The organism is Kitasatospora sp. NPDC059088 (assembly GCF_042738155.1).
GTDB lineage: Bacteria > Actinomycetota > Actinomycetes > Streptomycetales > Streptomycetaceae > Kitasatospora.
This window is the reverse complement of sequence record NZ_JBHYGR010000065.1, coordinates 1-13617: the sequence shown is the minus strand read 5'-3', so window position 1 is coordinate 13617 and position 13617 is coordinate 1. Positions and strand designations below refer to the sequence as shown.

General features: G+C 73.2%; 13 protein-coding genes. 7 read left to right on the top strand and 6 right to left on the bottom strand.

Annotation, left to right across the window (positions count from 1 at the left end):
* Positions 1-10 precede the first annotated feature (10 nt).
* Both ACFWXO_RS26375 and miaA read right to left on the bottom strand, forming a co-directional pair.
* On the bottom strand, positions 11-523 hold the full coding sequence (locus ACFWXO_RS26375) for a hypothetical protein (protein WP_375889370.1): 513 nt from the start codon (positions 521-523) through the stop codon (positions 11-13).
* Positions 524-762: 239 nt separating this feature from the next.
* Positions 763-1698 carry a tRNA (adenosine(37)-N6)-dimethylallyltransferase MiaA gene (miaA, locus tag ACFWXO_RS26370; RefSeq protein WP_380526488.1) on the bottom strand — a complete coding sequence of 312 codons (936 nt, stop codon included), beginning with the start codon at positions 1696-1698 and terminating at the stop codon, positions 763-765.
* A 179-nt stretch (positions 1699-1877) separates the two neighbouring features.
* Here miaA and ACFWXO_RS26365 point away from each other — a divergent pair, with 179 nt between their 5' ends.
* Complete coding sequence (locus ACFWXO_RS26365) at positions 1878-2123, top strand: antitoxin (RefSeq protein ID WP_380526486.1); 246 nt, start codon at positions 1878-1880, stop codon at positions 2121-2123.
* A gap of 24 nt (positions 2124-2147) precedes the next feature.
* Here the strand turns inward: ACFWXO_RS26365 and ACFWXO_RS26360 are convergent, their stop codons facing one another.
* Positions 2148-2846 carry a hypothetical protein gene (locus ACFWXO_RS26360; protein WP_375889376.1) on the bottom strand — a complete coding sequence of 233 codons (699 nt, stop codon included), beginning with the start codon at positions 2844-2846 and terminating at the stop codon, positions 2148-2150.
* A gap of 117 nt (positions 2847-2963) precedes the next feature.
* Complete coding sequence (gene miaB / locus ACFWXO_RS26355; protein ID WP_380526483.1) at positions 2964-4466, bottom strand: tRNA (N6-isopentenyl adenosine(37)-C2)-methylthiotransferase MiaB; 1503 nt, start codon at positions 4464-4466, stop codon at positions 2964-2966.
* A gap of 119 nt (positions 4467-4585) precedes the next feature.
* Here miaB and ACFWXO_RS26350 point away from each other — a divergent pair, with 119 nt between their 5' ends.
* The gene (locus ACFWXO_RS26350) at positions 4586-5605 is read left to right on the top strand and encodes a TAXI family TRAP transporter solute-binding subunit (RefSeq protein ID WP_375889380.1); all 1020 of its coding nucleotides are present in this window, start codon (positions 4586-4588) and stop codon (positions 5603-5605) included.
* A 64-nt stretch (positions 5606-5669) separates the two neighbouring features.
* Here the strand turns inward: ACFWXO_RS26350 and ACFWXO_RS26345 are convergent, their stop codons facing one another.
* Together ACFWXO_RS26345 and ACFWXO_RS26340 are read right to left on the bottom strand one after the other, a co-directional pair.
* Positions 5670-7100, bottom strand: a complete 1431-nt coding sequence (locus ACFWXO_RS26345) for a sensor histidine kinase (RefSeq protein ID WP_375889383.1) — start codon at positions 7098-7100, stop codon at positions 5670-5672.
* A gap of 6 nt (positions 7101-7106) precedes the next feature.
* A complete protein-coding gene (locus ACFWXO_RS26340; RefSeq protein ID WP_375889384.1) occupies positions 7107-7865 on the bottom strand; it encodes a response regulator transcription factor in 759 nt (252 codons plus the stop codon).
* A gap of 392 nt (positions 7866-8257) precedes the next feature.
* On the opposite strand from ACFWXO_RS26340, the gene ACFWXO_RS26335 reads away from it, so the two are divergent.
* From ACFWXO_RS26335 to ACFWXO_RS26315, 5 genes are all read left to right on the top strand, one after another.
* Positions 8258-9031: an amino acid ABC transporter ATP-binding protein gene (locus tag ACFWXO_RS26335; RefSeq protein ID WP_360237471.1), complete on the top strand. Its 774-nt coding sequence runs from the start codon at positions 8258-8260 to the stop codon at positions 9029-9031.
* 160 nt (positions 9032-9191) lie between these two features.
* On the top strand, positions 9192-10100 hold the full coding sequence (locus tag ACFWXO_RS26330) for a glutamate ABC transporter substrate-binding protein (RefSeq protein ID WP_375889387.1): 909 nt from the start codon (positions 9192-9194) through the stop codon (positions 10098-10100).
* Between the two features lie 47 nt (positions 10101-10147).
* Positions 10148-10798 carry an amino acid ABC transporter permease gene (locus tag ACFWXO_RS26325; RefSeq protein WP_375889390.1) on the top strand — a complete coding sequence of 217 codons (651 nt, stop codon included), beginning with the start codon at positions 10148-10150 and terminating at the stop codon, positions 10796-10798.
* Positions 10795-11643 (top strand): amino acid ABC transporter permease, encoded by an 849-nt coding sequence (locus ACFWXO_RS26320; protein WP_375889392.1) that lies wholly within the window; start codon positions 10795-10797, stop codon positions 11641-11643. The genes ACFWXO_RS26325 and ACFWXO_RS26320 overlap by 4 nt, the downstream gene beginning before the upstream one ends.
* A 122-nt stretch (positions 11644-11765) precedes the next feature.
* Complete coding sequence (locus tag ACFWXO_RS26315; RefSeq protein WP_380526479.1) at positions 11766-13517, top strand: FAD-dependent monooxygenase; 1752 nt, start codon at positions 11766-11768, stop codon at positions 13515-13517.
* Positions 13518-13617 lie beyond the last annotated feature (100 nt).

Sequence of the window (13617 nt, the reverse complement as noted above, 5' to 3'; positions counted from 1 at the left end):
GGGGCCCGGGTCAGCGCAGGTAGGCGACCCGCCACACCGCGAGCGCGCAGGCGGCCAGGGCGATCAGGGTGTAGACCGCGATGGCCTTCCAGCCGGCCCGCTGCGCGGAGCCCCGGCGCGGCAGCCCCGGCCACTTGTAGCCGGCGTGCCGGGCGGCCATCGCGCCCCAGCCGAACGAGGCGGCGGTGAACAGCAGCCCGAGCATCCCGACCATGGTGGCCCGCGCCCCGGCCGAGCCGAAGGCGAGCGGGAAGGCGAACATCAGCGAGCCGAGGGTGCCGAGCAGGGCGATCGGCAGGGTCTGCCACCAGCGGAGCCGGCGCAGCGGCCGGATCTCCCGCTCGTGCACGGCGGCGTCCGGCGGGGTGCGGGTGTCCAGTGCGGGCACCGCGGCCGCGTACGAGGTCGGCGCCTCCAGGCCGGTCAGCACGGGGAGGTCGCCCCTGGTCGACTCGTCGAACTCCTCGGCCGGTGCGGTGACACTCCCGCTCTGGCCGGATTCGGGGCCGGTACCCGTCGACACGCGGCCTCCCCTGACAGTTCGACACGAGCGGACTCGCGGCCGGGCACGGTCGGCCCGCGCGGGCCGACCCTTACGGCATCGATGATGGCATGTCCAGAGGGGACGTTCGGGGCCTGACGGGGTCCTCGGGTGATCCGTGGCCATCACGTGATCGGGCCGTGACCCCCGGTTCGTCCTGCACGGTCCCCTGCGCGCGCAGCTGCACCGCCGAATTGGCCGGAACGGACCCCAGGGCCCGACTACGCGGCCGGAACCCCCTGACGGCCGATCAGTTCCAGGGAGCGTTCCAGCAGCTCGACCGGGTCGGTCCCGGCCGGGCGGGAGAGCCAGTGGATGCGGTCGTCCCGACGGAACCAGGACTCCTGCCGGCGGGCGAAGCGCTTGGTGGCCCGGACCGTCTCGGCCCGTGCCTCGTCCTCGGTGCACTCCCCGGCGAAGTGGTCGAGCACCTGCTGGTAGCCGAGCGCCCGGGAGGCGGTCCGGCCCTCCCGCAGCCCGACCCGCTCCAGCGCGCGCACCTCGTCCAGCAGTCCGGCCTCCCACATCCGGTCGACCCGCAGGGTGATCCGCTCGTCCAGCTCGGGGCGCGACACCGCGACGCCGATCTGCACCGCCTCGTAGACCGCGGTGTTGCTCGGCAGGTTGGCGGTGAACGGCTGCCCGGTGATCTCGATGACCTCCAGGGCACGGACGATCCGGCGCCCGTTGCCGGTCAGGATCGCCTCGGCGGCCGCCGGGTCCAGCCCGGCCAGCCGCCGGTGCAGCGCGTACGGGCCGTCCTGCTCCAGTTCGGCCTCCAGCCGGGCGCGGACCTGCGGGTCGGTGCCGGGGAACTCCATCTCGTCGATCGCGGCCCGGACGTAGAGCCCGGAGCCGCCGACCAGGACGGGGGTGCGCCCGGCGGCGAGCAGCCGGTCGATCTCGGCCCGGGCCAGCCGCTGGTACTCGGCGACGCTGGCGGCCTCGGTGACGTCCCAGACGTCCAGCAGGTGGTGCGGCACTCCCCCGCGCTCCGCCACGGTCAGCTTGGCCGTGCCGATGTCCATGCCCCGGTACAGCTGCATCGAGTCGGTGTTGATCACCTCGCCGCCGAGGCTGCGGGCGATGGCGACGGCCAGGTCGGACTTTCCGGCGGCGGTCGCGCCGACGATGCTGATCACACGGGAGCTGCTCACCGCTCCAGTCTCCCAAACCGTCGCGGCACCCGGGGCCGGGCTGCCGCCCGCCGCCGACTGCGCGAGGATGTGACTGTTCCCCGGACTGCCTCCGGCCTGCCCCGCACCCCGGCCCGGCTTTGCGAACTCTTGACCGGTCACGTGCGTTGTGCAGGAGACAGGGAACGAAGGAGATCACCATGGGCCTGATGGACAACCTCAAGGGCAAGGCCGAGGAGCTCAAGGAGAAGGCCAGCGAGCTCGCGGGCAAGCACAGCGACCAGATCGACCAGATGGTCGACAAGGCCGGCGGCGCGATCGACAAGGCGACCAAGGGCAAGTACAGCGACAAGATCGAGCACGGCGCCGACAAGGCCAAGGGCGCGGTGGGCGACTTCGCCCACAAGCCGAAGCCGGGCGACGGGGGCCAGCCCCCGCAGTCCTGACCGGCCGGGGCCCGGAGACGGGCCCTACGCCCAGGACGCCACGAAGTACCCGACCCCGTACGGCGCGTCCTGGTAGCCCAGCCGCGCGGTGAGGCCGGCGCCCTCGGCGGCGCCGGCCAGCACCTGCCAGGGCGCCCGGCCCTCGGCCTTGAGCTCGGCTGCCAGCGCCGGGTCCAGGGCCGCCAGGGCGGGCAGGTCGGCCGAGCCCAGGGCGGCGGCCAACCCGGCGTCGAAGCCCTCGGCCCGCTCGTCCAGGTAGCCGGGGGCCTTCAGCGAGCGGCAGGCGCTGCCGTCGCCGAGCACCAGCAGGGCGACCTTGTCGGCCAGCCCGGCCAGGCCCTGGCCGAGGCCGAGCATCCGGTCGACGGGGGCGTCCGCGGGCACCGCGCAGGCGTGCGTCGGCACGGTCACCCCGGCGCGCTCCAGCAGCCAGGCCCCGACGGTCAGCGAGGGCGCCAGCTCCGGCCCCTCGACCCGCCCGCCGGGCAGCTTGGCGACCAGCGGCACCCCGTAGCGGTGGAAGGACCCGGCCCCGCCCTCGGTCCACACCTCGGCCTCCGGCCCGGCGCCCACCACCACGACCAGCTCTGGCCCGGCCGCGACCAGCGCCGCCAGCGCCTCGTCACAGGCGGCGCGCAGCCCGTCCAGCTCGGGCGCGGCCCCGGCGGCGACCTCGGGGACGAGCAGCGGCGGACAGGGGCACACGGCGGCGGCTACCAGCATGCGGATCACCTTAGGGCCTGTCCGGCCCTAGCCGGAAAGCCGAACGGCCCGGCCGGAGCTCCGAGCCGCGACTCGCGCGCTCGCTCCGGCCGGGCCGTTCGGCCTCCGTCACACGGGTCAGTCGCCGCAGCAGGCGCCGCCCGCCGGGACGGCCGACGGCAGCTCGGCCGGGGCGCCGATCTTCGGCAGGCCGAGCATGACGCCCGCCGGCTTGTCGGACGGCTTGGCCTGGCGCTTCTCCCAGGCGTCGCCGGCCCGGGTGCGGCGCACCCCGAGGGTCGGGCCCTCGGCCAGCAGGTGGTGCGGGGCCGCGTAGGTGATCTCGACGGTCACCACGTCGCCGGGGCGCACCGGCTCGTCCGGCCTGGTGAAGTGGACCAGCCGGTTGTCGGGGGCGCGGCCGGACAGGCGCTGGGTCCTGTCGTCCTTCTTGCCCTCGCCCTCGGCGACCAGGATCTCCAGGGTGCGGCCGACCTGCTTCTTGTTCTCGTCCCAGGAGATCTCCTCCTGGAGCGCGATCAGCCGGTCGTAGCGGGCCTGGACGACCTCCTTGGGCACCTGGTCGGCCATCTCCGCGGCGGGGGTGCCGGGGCGCTTGGAGTACTGGAAGGTGAAGGCGTTGGTGAAGCGGGCCTCGCGGACGACGTGCATCGTCTGCTCGAAGTCCTCCTCGGTCTCGCCGGGGAAGCCGACGATGATGTCGGTGGAGATCGCCGCGTCCGGCATCGCCTCGCGGACCTTGCGGATGATCCCGAGGAAACGGTCCTGCCGGTACGAGCGGCGCATCGCCTTGAGGACCTGGTCCGAGCCGGACTGCAGCGGCATGTGCAGCTGGTGCATCACGCTCGGGGTCTCGGCCATCGCGGCGATCACGTCGTCGGTGAAGTCGCGCGGGTGCGGCGAGGTGAAGCGGATCCGCTCCAGGCCCTCGATCTGCCCGGCGGCGCGCAGCAGCTTGGAGAAGGCCTCGCGGTCGCCCAGGTCGGAGCCGTAGGCGTTGACGTTCTGGCCGAGCAGGGTCACCTCGATGACGCCCTCGTCGACCAGCGCCTCGATCTCGGCGAGGACGTCGCCGGGGCGGCGGTCCTCCTCCTTGCCGCGCAGCGCCGGGACGATGCAGAAGGTGCAGGTGTTGTTGCAGCCGACCGAGATCGCGACCCAGGCCGCGTACGCCGACTCGCGGCGGGTGGGCAGCGTGGAGGGGAAGGTCTCCAGCGACTCCAGGATCTCGACCTGGGCCTTGCGCTCGACCGCGGCCCGCTCCAGCAGCGCCGGCAGGTGGCCGATGTTGTGGGTGCCGAACACCACGTCGACCCAGGGGGCGCGCTTGACGATGGACTCGCGGTCCTTCTGGGCCAGGCAGCCGCCGACGGCGATCTGCATGCCCTGGTGGCGGCCCTTGACCGGCGCGAGCTGCCCGAGGTTGCCGTACAGCTTGTTGTCGGCGTTCTCGCGCACCGCGCAGGTGTTGAACACGACCAGGTCCGGGTCGCCCTCGGCACCGGCCTTGACGTACCCCGCGTCCTCCAGCAGGCCGGACAGCCGCTCGGAGTCGTGGACGTTCATCTGGCAGCCGTGCGTGACGACCTTGTAGCTCTTCAATCCGCTCTCACCGCTCACCAGACCAGGGTACGGGCAGCCGCGGACCGCCTTTCCCCGGATCTTCGCGGAACGGCTCCCCGGGCTTTCCACCGGTCGTTCCCCTCCCGTTCGGCCCGGGCGCCTGGCACTATCCCTGCATGACCCCCACCGATCCGTCACGACTCGGCGCCGCCGTCCGCCGCGCGGCCCGCAGCCCGCTGTGGCGGACCGTGCTGGTCCTGGTGCTGCTGGTGGCCGGGTTCGGCGGCTGGTGGCTGTCCGCGGGCCGCTCGCCCGGCTACCCGCGCGGGGAGACCCGCTTCGCGACCGGCGTCCCGCGCGGCGTCTACGACCGGTACGGGCAGCTGCTGCAGAGCCACGTCTCGCAGACCATGCCGGGGGTGCGGCTGGCCCTGGACAGTTCCGAGGGCTCGGTGGACAACCTCCGCCGGGTGATCGACGGCAAGGACACCTTCGCGATCGCCACCGCCGACGCGGTCGCCGCCTACCAGGGCCAGGGCAAGGACCGGCTCCGGGCGATCGCCCGGCTGTACGACGACTACCTGCAGCTGATCGTCCCGGCGGACTCCCCGGTGCACCGCACCGCCGACCTCAAGGGCCTGCGGGTGGGGGTCGGCCTGCCGCAGTCCGGGGTGAACCTGGTCACCAGGCGGCTGCTGACCGCGGCCGGCCTGGACCCGGACCACGACATCACCCCCGTCCCCGGGGGCGTCAGCGACGGCTCGGACGAGCTGCGCGACCACAAGATCGACGCCTTCTTCTGGTCCGGCGGCCTGCCGACCAGCGCGCTCACCGACCTCTCCGACCACATGCGGATCCGGGTCGTCCCGCTGGGCGACCTGTCCGAGGCCCTGCACAAGGCCGAGGGCGACGGCGTCGACGCCTACCGGGCGGCCACCATGCCCAAGGGCACCTACCCGAACGCCGAGCCCAAGGACGCCGTCGCCACCATGGCCGTGCCCAACCTGCTGGTCACCCGGGACGACGTGGACCCGGGGCTGGTGGAGGGGATGACCCGGGCGGTGATCGACAGCCGGGACCAGATCGGCGCCCAGGTGCACGCCGCCCAGCTGGTCGACCTGCGCACCGCCGTCTACACCGACCCGCTCCCGCTGCACACGGGCGCCGCGCGCTACTACCGCTCGGTGAAACCCTAGGAGCCGCAGGAGCCGCAGGAACCGCAGGAGCCGCGGCAGGCCGTGGCGGCCCCGGGTGCTACGGCTACGGCCGTCCCGGCCGCGGCACCGCCAGCGTCACCGCGAGCCCGGTCGGCCGGACCGGGGCGAAGCCGAGCGAGCCGCCGCCCGCCGCCAGCAGGGTGCGGGCGATGGACAGGCCCAGTCCGGAGCCGTCCACGTTCTGGTGCCGCGCGCTGCGCCAGAACCGGTCCCCGGCCCGGGCGAGCTCGTCCTCGGTCAGCCCGGGCCCGGTGTCGCTGACGGTCACCGCGACCTCGTCCCGGAACACCGAGACCCGCAACAGCACCTGGCTGCCGGCCGGGCCGAACTTGAGCGCGTTGTCCAGGACGGCGTCCAGCGCGGAGCCGAAGCCGATCGGGTCGGCCATCCCGATCGCCAGCGCCGGGCCGTCCCAGCGCAGCTCGATCCCGCGCTGCTCGGCGACCGGCCGCCAGCCGTCCACCCGGGCGAGGGTCAGCCGGGCGAGGTCGGTCTGCTCGGGTTCGGGGCGGGCGTGCTCGGCGGTGGCCAGCCCGAGCAGGTCGTCCAGCACCCGGGCCAGCCGGGTGCCCTCCTCCCGGACGCCGCTGAGCTCCTCCTCGTGCCCCTCGGGCAGCTCCAGACCGAGCACCTCGACCCGCAGCAGCAGGGCCGAGAGCGGATTGCGCAGCTGGTGCGAGGCGTCCGCGACGAAGGCCTTCTGCTGGTCCATGGCGTGCACCACGTGGTCCGCCATCTCGTTGAACGAGCGTGCCAGCCGCTGGAGTTCGGGCGGCCCGCCGCCGGGGGCGACCCGGGCGGCCATCCGGCCGGTGGCGATGTCGTGGGTGGCCCGGTCGAGGGTGCGGACGGGGCGCAGCACCCACTCGGTGAGCCGGACGGCCAGCAACACGGCGACGGCCATCGCGGCCGCCTCGCCGCCGGCCAGCACCAGCCACTTGTGCAGCACCCGGGCCCGCAGCGCCCCGGTCGGTGACTCGCTCAGCACCACCGCGACCACGTCGCCGTCGCGCACCACGGGGGCGGCGACGGTGATCGTCCGGTCCTCGGTCCACGGCCAGACCTGCGGCGGGTTGTGGCTGCGCCGCCCGTCCAACGCCTCCTGGAAGGCCTGGGCGCCCCAGCCGACGGCGGGCACCCCCCAGTCGCGGGGGGCGACCGCTATCGACGTGCCGTCGCGCTGGAAGATGCCGAGGCGGACGCCGTACAGGTCGTAGTAGCGCTGGACCTCGGTGGCGATCGCGTGCCGCCGGCTGAGGTCGCCGGGGGCGGGCTCCGGGTCGCCCTTGCGGGCGGAGTCCAGGGTGGCGCCGGAGGTGGGCAGGTCCTGGGCGAAGCGGGCGGCGTCGTCGAGCCGGTCGACCACCACCCGGCTCTGCTCGGCCGCCGCGAACGCCGCCGCGAGCGGCAGCCCCAGGGCGGCCAGGACGCAGAGCATGAGGGCGATCAGGATGCCGAGCAGGCGGGTGCGCACGTGCGGTCAGTGCTCCGCGGGGGCGGGCGGGGTCCGGTCGGACCCGGGGGAGGCCGGGGAGTCGGGGATCAGCCGGTAGCCGACGCCGCGCACGGCCTCGACCAGGCCGGGCAGCGCCAGCTTGTTGCGCAGCGAGCCGATGTGCACCTCCAGGGTGCGGCCGTTGCCCTCCCAGCCGCTGCGCCAGACCTCGCTGAAGATCTGCTCGCGCCGGTAGACCACGCCGGGGCTCTGGGCGAGCAGCGCCAGCAGGTCGAACTCCTTGCGGGTGAGCGGCACGTCGCGGCCGTCCACGCTGACCCGGCGGCGCTCGCGGTCGATCCGGATGCCGCGGGACTCCAGCGGGCCGCGCTGCTGCGGCACGGCGTCGGGCGCGGGCACCGCGACCGAGGACGGCTGGGCGCCGCGGCGGGCGACGGCGTGGATGCGGGCGAGCAGTTCGCCCATGTCGTACGGCTTGGTGACGTAGTCGTCGGCGCCCAGGTTGAGACCGTGGATCCGGGAGCGGATGTCGGCGCGGGCGGTCACCATGATCACCGGGACTCCGCTGCCGGCCCGGATCCGGCTGCACACCTCGAAGCCGTCGCGGTCGGGCAGCCCGAGGTCGAGCAGCACGACGCGGTACGGGTCGTTGCCGTCCGGCACCAGGGCGTCCAGCGCCTCGTGCCCGCTGCGGGCGTGCCGCACCTGGAAGCCGTGCCGGCCGAGCACCGCGACCAGTGCCGCGGCCACGCGTTCGTCGTCCTCGACGAGCAGCAGTCGCATCCTGTTCTCCTCCTTCCCCCTTGTGATCACCGGACCGATCGGTCCGGGACCGGTCCTGCGCAGTATGGGCCAGCGGGCGGCCCGGCGCCAGGTTCGCCCGCGGACCGGGCTCGCGGGGGACGGCGAGCACCGGCACGGATCCCCGCTGTGACATGCCCCGTCGACGCACTCGCGAACAGTACGTACGGATCGCGTGGCCGTTTCGTGATCCTCAAGTTCCGCTCAGATCGGCTGACGGGGCACCGTCACCGCTCCTATGGTCGCCCCACCGGGGGCTGCGGCTCCGCCGGTCGCGGCTCCCGGATTTCTTATCACCATTGCCGCCCAAGGGAGTTGGAACTTCCCGGGCAGGCAGGGTTCACCCCAGTTCGACACAGTAGGGAGCAGGCGCGATGTCCGAGAGCCCGGTCGAGGACTCCACCCCCGCAGCCGCCCCGCTGGTCGTGCTGAACAAGGTCAACAAGCACTACGGCGCGCTGCACGTGCTCCAGGACATCGACCTGGAGATCCGCCAGGGCGAGGTCGTGGTGCTGATCGGCCCCTCCGGGTCGGGCAAGTCCACGCTCTGCCGGACGATCAACCGGCTGGAGACCATCGACTCCGGGGAGATCACCCTGTCCGGCCGCCCGCTGCCCGCCGAGGGCCGGGAGCTGGCGCGGCTGCGCGCCGAGGTCGGCATGGTCTTCCAGAGCTTCAACCTCTTCGCGCACAAGACCGTGCTGGAGAACGTCGTCCTGGCGCAGGTCAAGGTGCGCAAGGTGCTCCGCGGGCACGCCGAGAAGACCGCCCGCGAGCTGCTCGACCGGGTCGGCGTCGGGGCCCAGGCGGACAAGTTCCCGGCCCAGCTCTCCGGCGGCCAGCAGCAGCGCGTGGCGATCGCCCGGGCGCTGGCGATGAAGCCGAAGGTGATGCTCTTCGACGAGCCGACCTCGGCGCTCGACCCGGAGATGGTCAACGAGGTGCTGGAGGTCATGCGCCAGCTGGCCGCCGACGGCATGACCATGGTCGTGGTCACCCACGAGATGGGCTTCGCCCGCTCCGCCGCCAACCGGGTGCTGTTCATGGCCGACGGGAAGATCGTCGAGCAGAACACCCCGGACGCCTTCTTCACCGCGCCGCGCTCCGACCGCGCCAAGGACTTCCTCTCCAAGATCCTCCACCACTGACGCCCGGGGCCGGCCGCAACCGGCCGGGACCGTTCAGGACCGCCTCCCAGACCACCGGGGCCGCCGCCGGCAAGGACGCCGGCCGACCCCGCACGTGTACCGACTTCCAGACGCCAGAGCCCGGTCGACACCGTGGCCCAGCCCCAGGAGACCAACCCTCATGAGGACTTCCCGCACCCTCGCCGTGGCGCTCTGTGCCGTCGCGCTCACCGCCACCGCCGCCTGCGGCAAAGACGGCACCCCCGCCGCCTCCAACAACGCGGCGAGCGCCAGCAACGCCCCGGCGCTGCCGACCTACACGGTCAAGACCGACGTCAAGATCGACTCCGCGGTGCTGGCCGAGGCCAAGAAGCGCGGCCAGCTGATCATCGGCGCCAAGGCCGACCAGCCGAACCTCGGCTGGGAGGACGTCGCCAGCGGCGACCGCAGCGGCTTCGACATCGAGATCGCCAAGATGGTCGCCGCCGACCTCGGCTTCACCCCGCAGCAGATCAAGTGGCAGACCCTGGTCTCCTCGCAGCGCGAGCCGGCCATCGCCAAGGGCCAGATCGACTTCTACGTCGGCACCTACAGCATCAACGACGAGCGCAAGAAGACGGTCTCCTTCGCCGGCCCGTACTACATCGCCGGCCAAGACTTCCTGGTGAAGAAGGACAACACCTCGATCACCGGCCCGGAGAGCATCAGCGGCAAGAACGTCTGCACCGCCACCGGCTCGACCTCGATCAAGAACATCCAGCAGTACAACCCGAAGATCACCCAGTTCGACACCTACTCGGCCTGCGTCGAGAAGCTGCTCTCCGGCGAGGTCGACGCGGTCACCACCGACGACGCGATCCTCAACGGCTACGCCTCCAAGTACGCCCCCAAGCTCAGGGTCGTCGGCAAGCCCTTCACCAAGGAGAACTACGGCGTCGGCCTCAACAAGGACGACAAGGCGCTGCGGGACGCGATCAGCGACGCCCTCAAGGCCCACGAGGACAACGGCGACTGGAAGAAGGCCTACGACGCCACCCTCGGCGCGTCCGGCTCGGCCGCCCCGGCGGTCCCGACCCTCGACCGCTACTGATCCGCACACTGTCCGCCCCTGACCATCTGTGAGAGGAGGGCCGCCGGATGGGGTTCCTGTTCGAGCAGGACAACTTCGCGTTGTTCCGCGACGGCTTCCTGCAGACGATCGAGCTGAGCGCGCTCAGCGCCCTGCTCGCCCTGCTGCTGGGCACCCTGCTGGCGGCCTTCCGGGTCTCCCCGGTGCCGGTCCTGCGCGCCTTCGGCACGACCTGGGTGACGCTGTTCCGCAACACCCCGCTGACCCTGCTGTTCTTCGCCGTCACCTTCGGCCTGCCACCGCTGGGCGTGCACTTCAGCCACCTCGTCTTCGCGGTGCTGGCGCTCGGCGGGTACACCGCCTCGTTCGTCTGCGAGGTGATCCGCTCCGGCATCAACACCGTGCCGCTCGGCCAGGCGGAGGCCGCCCGCAGCCTCGGCATGAACTTCTTCCAGACCCTCACCCTGGTCGTGCTGCCGCAGGCCACCCGGACGGTGCTGGCCCCGATGAGCAGCGTGTTCATCGCGCTGCCGAGGAACTCGGCGATCGCCGGCGCGTTCAGCGTCGGCGAGCTGTACAGCGCCCAGCAGACCTTCTCCGAACGCGGCTACTCGATCTTCGCGATCTTCTTCTGGGTGGCCTGCGCCTACCTGCTGATCAGCGCGACGGTCGCCTCGTTCTTCCGTTTCCTGGAATCCCGACTGGCGGTGGCCCGATGAGTGTTTTCCAGCGCCAGGCGTCGGCGAGCGTCCTCTACGACACCCCCGGCCCCCGGGCCCGGGCCCGCTACCGCCTGTTCGGCGTCCTCGGGGCGATCGGCATCGCGGGCCTGCTCTGGTACGTCGTCTCCGCGCTCGCCGACAACGGCCAGTTCGACGCCGACCTGTGGGACCCGTTCCAGTACACCTTCGTCCAGCAGATGATCGTGGACGGCCTGCTGTCCACCCTCAAGGCCTTCGGCCTGGCGGCCGCCCTCTCGCTCACCCTGGGCGCGCTGCTGGCCGCCGGACAGCTGTCCGACCACAAGCCGGTCCGCTGGACCTGCACCTCGGTCGTCCAGTTCTTCCGGGCGATGCCGCTGCTGATCCTGATCGTCGCGCTCTACTACGCGTTCTTCGCCAAGGACCCGATGTGGGCGCTGGTGCTCGGCCTCACCCTGTACAACGGCGCGGTCCAGGCGGAGATCATCCGCAGCGGCGTCAACGCCGTGCCGCGCGGCCAGGGCGAGGCGGCGTACGCCCTCGGGATGCGCAAGACCCAGGTGATGTCCGGCATCCTGGTGCCGCAGGCCGTCCGCTCGATGCTGCCGACGATGATCGGCCAGCTGGTCGTCACCCTCAAGGACACCTCGCTGGGCTACATCATCACGTACAACGAGCTGCTGTTCATGGGCAAGAAGATCGCCAGCCAGCCGTTGAACGCCGCGGGCTTCCCCTACATCCCCGTGGTCCTGGTGATCGCCCCGATCTACATCGTCCTGTGCCTCCTGTTGACCGCGCTCGCGCGGTGGATCGAAGCACGTGGCCGTCGCGGCGCGAACCGGCGCACTTCATCTGCTGCTTGACGGACACCCAGGCGAACTGTTGCATTGCTCTTCGTGACACCTCCCGGGAGCATCCACGCGGCATATGCGGCAGCGGTAACTGACGCCGGCCCATGGGCCGGTTCGTCCCCGGAGGTCCCCGCATGGATCCGGTGATCGTGGTCGGGGCCGGACCGGTCGGTCTGGCCCTGGCCCTCGCGCTGGCCCGGCACGAGGTCCCGACCGTCGTCCTGGACGAGGGCTCCGGGCTCTGCCCGGAGGGCCCCCGCAGCGTCGTCCTCGGCGCCGACACCACCGCCTTCCTGACCCGGATCGGCTACTCCCGGGCCGTCTCCGACTCGGCCCTGTGGGACACCTTCGAGGTCTGGCGCCGCCGTCAGGAGGTGCTGAAGATCGACCTCACCGACTCGCCCACCTTCCACCTCCCCCAGCACCGCCTCCAGCGCGGACTGCGGGACGCCCTGACCGGCACCCCGCTGGTCCGGCTGGTCCCGCTGAACCGGGTGGTCGAACTCGAACAGGACCGCGACGGGGTCAGCGTCCGCACCCACGGCACCCAGGACGGCTCCAGCACCTGGTGGCGCGGCAGCCACCTGGTCGGCTGCGACGGCGCCCGTTCCGCCGTCCGCAAGCTGTTGAAGATCCGCTTCCCCGGCCGCCCCGCGGTCGACCGCAACGCCATCGCCACCGTCCGGGTCGACCTGCCCTTCGACGGCGCCCGGCTGCACCGCGAACCCCCGTGGCGCGGCGACCGCGAGGCCACCGCCCGCCCGCTGCCCGACGGCGTCTGGCGGATCGACTGGCGCCTGCCCCCCGGCCGCCCCGCCCCCACCGAACAGGTCGACCCGCACGCCACCTGGCCCGGCGTCGTCACCGGCGACACCCTGCTCACCCGGGTCACCGCCACCCTCACCGGCTGGTGCGGCGAACTCCCCCGCTACGAGCTGCTCGCGGCCGCCGACCACACGGCCCAGCAGCGCCTCGCCGCCCGCTTCCGCAACGGCCGCTGCTTCCTCGCCGGCGACGCCGCCCACCTGCACGGCGCCCTCGGCATGCAGAACCTCGCCGACGGGCTGCGCGACGCCGACAACCTCGCCTGGCGGCTCGCCCTCGCCTGGCACCTCCACTCCGGCGGCCCCCAGCCCGGCGGCTCGCTGCTGGACGGCTACGAGGCCGAGCGGCGCGGCGCGGTCGGCGCCCGGCTGCGCGCCGTCGACCAGTCGATGCCGCTGCTGCGCCCGCTGCGCGGCTGGCAGCAGACCCGCCGCTCACTGCTGGTCGGCGGCTTCCGCAAGCACGCCCCGATGCTCGCCGACGGCCAGCTGGGCAGCGGCCGCTTCGGCGGCGCGCCCGCCTACCCGGCGGCGCCCTCCGGCGTCCCCGGCCGGGTCCCGGTCCAGCGCGGCGCCCGCGGCACCACCTCGCTCAGCGAACTGCTGCCCGCCACCGCCCCCGGCGTACTCGTCCCGGACCTCCCGGTGCTCGCCGCCGACGGCACCCCGGACCACCTGCACGCCCGGCTGGGCGCCACCTTCCTACTGCTGCTGGTCGCCCCCGGCACCGCGGTCTGGTCGGCCGAGCACTGGCTGGGCGCCGGCCTGATGCCCCGGCTCGCCGAGGTCTGCGCCGCGCTGCCGGTGCCCGCCGAGGTGCTGGTCACCGAGGAGTACCCGGGCGCCGGGCCGCACACCGTCCTGCTGATCCGGCCGGACGGGCACCTGGTCGGCGTCACCCAGGGCGCCGCCGCCGAGGACCTCCTGGCCCTCGCCGACCACGCCCGCGGCGGCCCGGCCCCGATCGCCGGCCCGCCCGGGCCGGAACCCGAGCCCGAGCCCGAGCCCGGGACCGCGCCGGAACCCGAACCCCAGCAGGTCGACTCGGCGAGCCAGAGCTAAGGCCTAGGGCCTAGGGCCTGTCCGGCGGATCTTGGCAGATCAGCGCGCGGCGTTGGGCGCCCGGCTGGGCGTGCGCCCGAGTCGGCCTCGTACTGGACGT

Coding starts and splice junctions, on each gene's coding strand:
- ACFWXO_RS26365 (WP_380526486.1), top strand. CDS start 1,878: ATGGGCCTGATGGACAACCTCAAGGGCAAGGCCGAGGAGCTCAAGGAG.
- ACFWXO_RS26360 (WP_375889376.1), bottom strand. CDS start 2,846: ATGCTGGTAGCCGCCGCCGTGTGCCCCTGTCCGCCGCTGCTCGTCCCC.
- ACFWXO_RS26350 (WP_375889380.1), top strand. CDS start 4,586: ATGACCCCCACCGATCCGTCACGACTCGGCGCCGCCGTCCGCCGCGCG.
- ACFWXO_RS26340 (WP_375889384.1), bottom strand. CDS start 7,865: ATGCGACTGCTGCTCGTCGAGGACGACGAACGCGTGGCCGCGGCACTG.
- ACFWXO_RS26335 (WP_360237471.1), top strand. CDS start 8,258: ATGTCCGAGAGCCCGGTCGAGGACTCCACCCCCGCAGCCGCCCCGCTG.
- ACFWXO_RS26330 (WP_375889387.1), top strand. CDS start 9,192: ATGAGGACTTCCCGCACCCTCGCCGTGGCGCTCTGTGCCGTCGCGCTC.
- ACFWXO_RS26325 (WP_375889390.1), top strand. CDS start 10,148: ATGGGGTTCCTGTTCGAGCAGGACAACTTCGCGTTGTTCCGCGACGGC.
- ACFWXO_RS26320 (WP_375889392.1), top strand. CDS start 10,795: ATGAGTGTTTTCCAGCGCCAGGCGTCGGCGAGCGTCCTCTACGACACC.
- ACFWXO_RS26315 (WP_380526479.1), top strand. CDS start 11,766: ATGGATCCGGTGATCGTGGTCGGGGCCGGACCGGTCGGTCTGGCCCTG.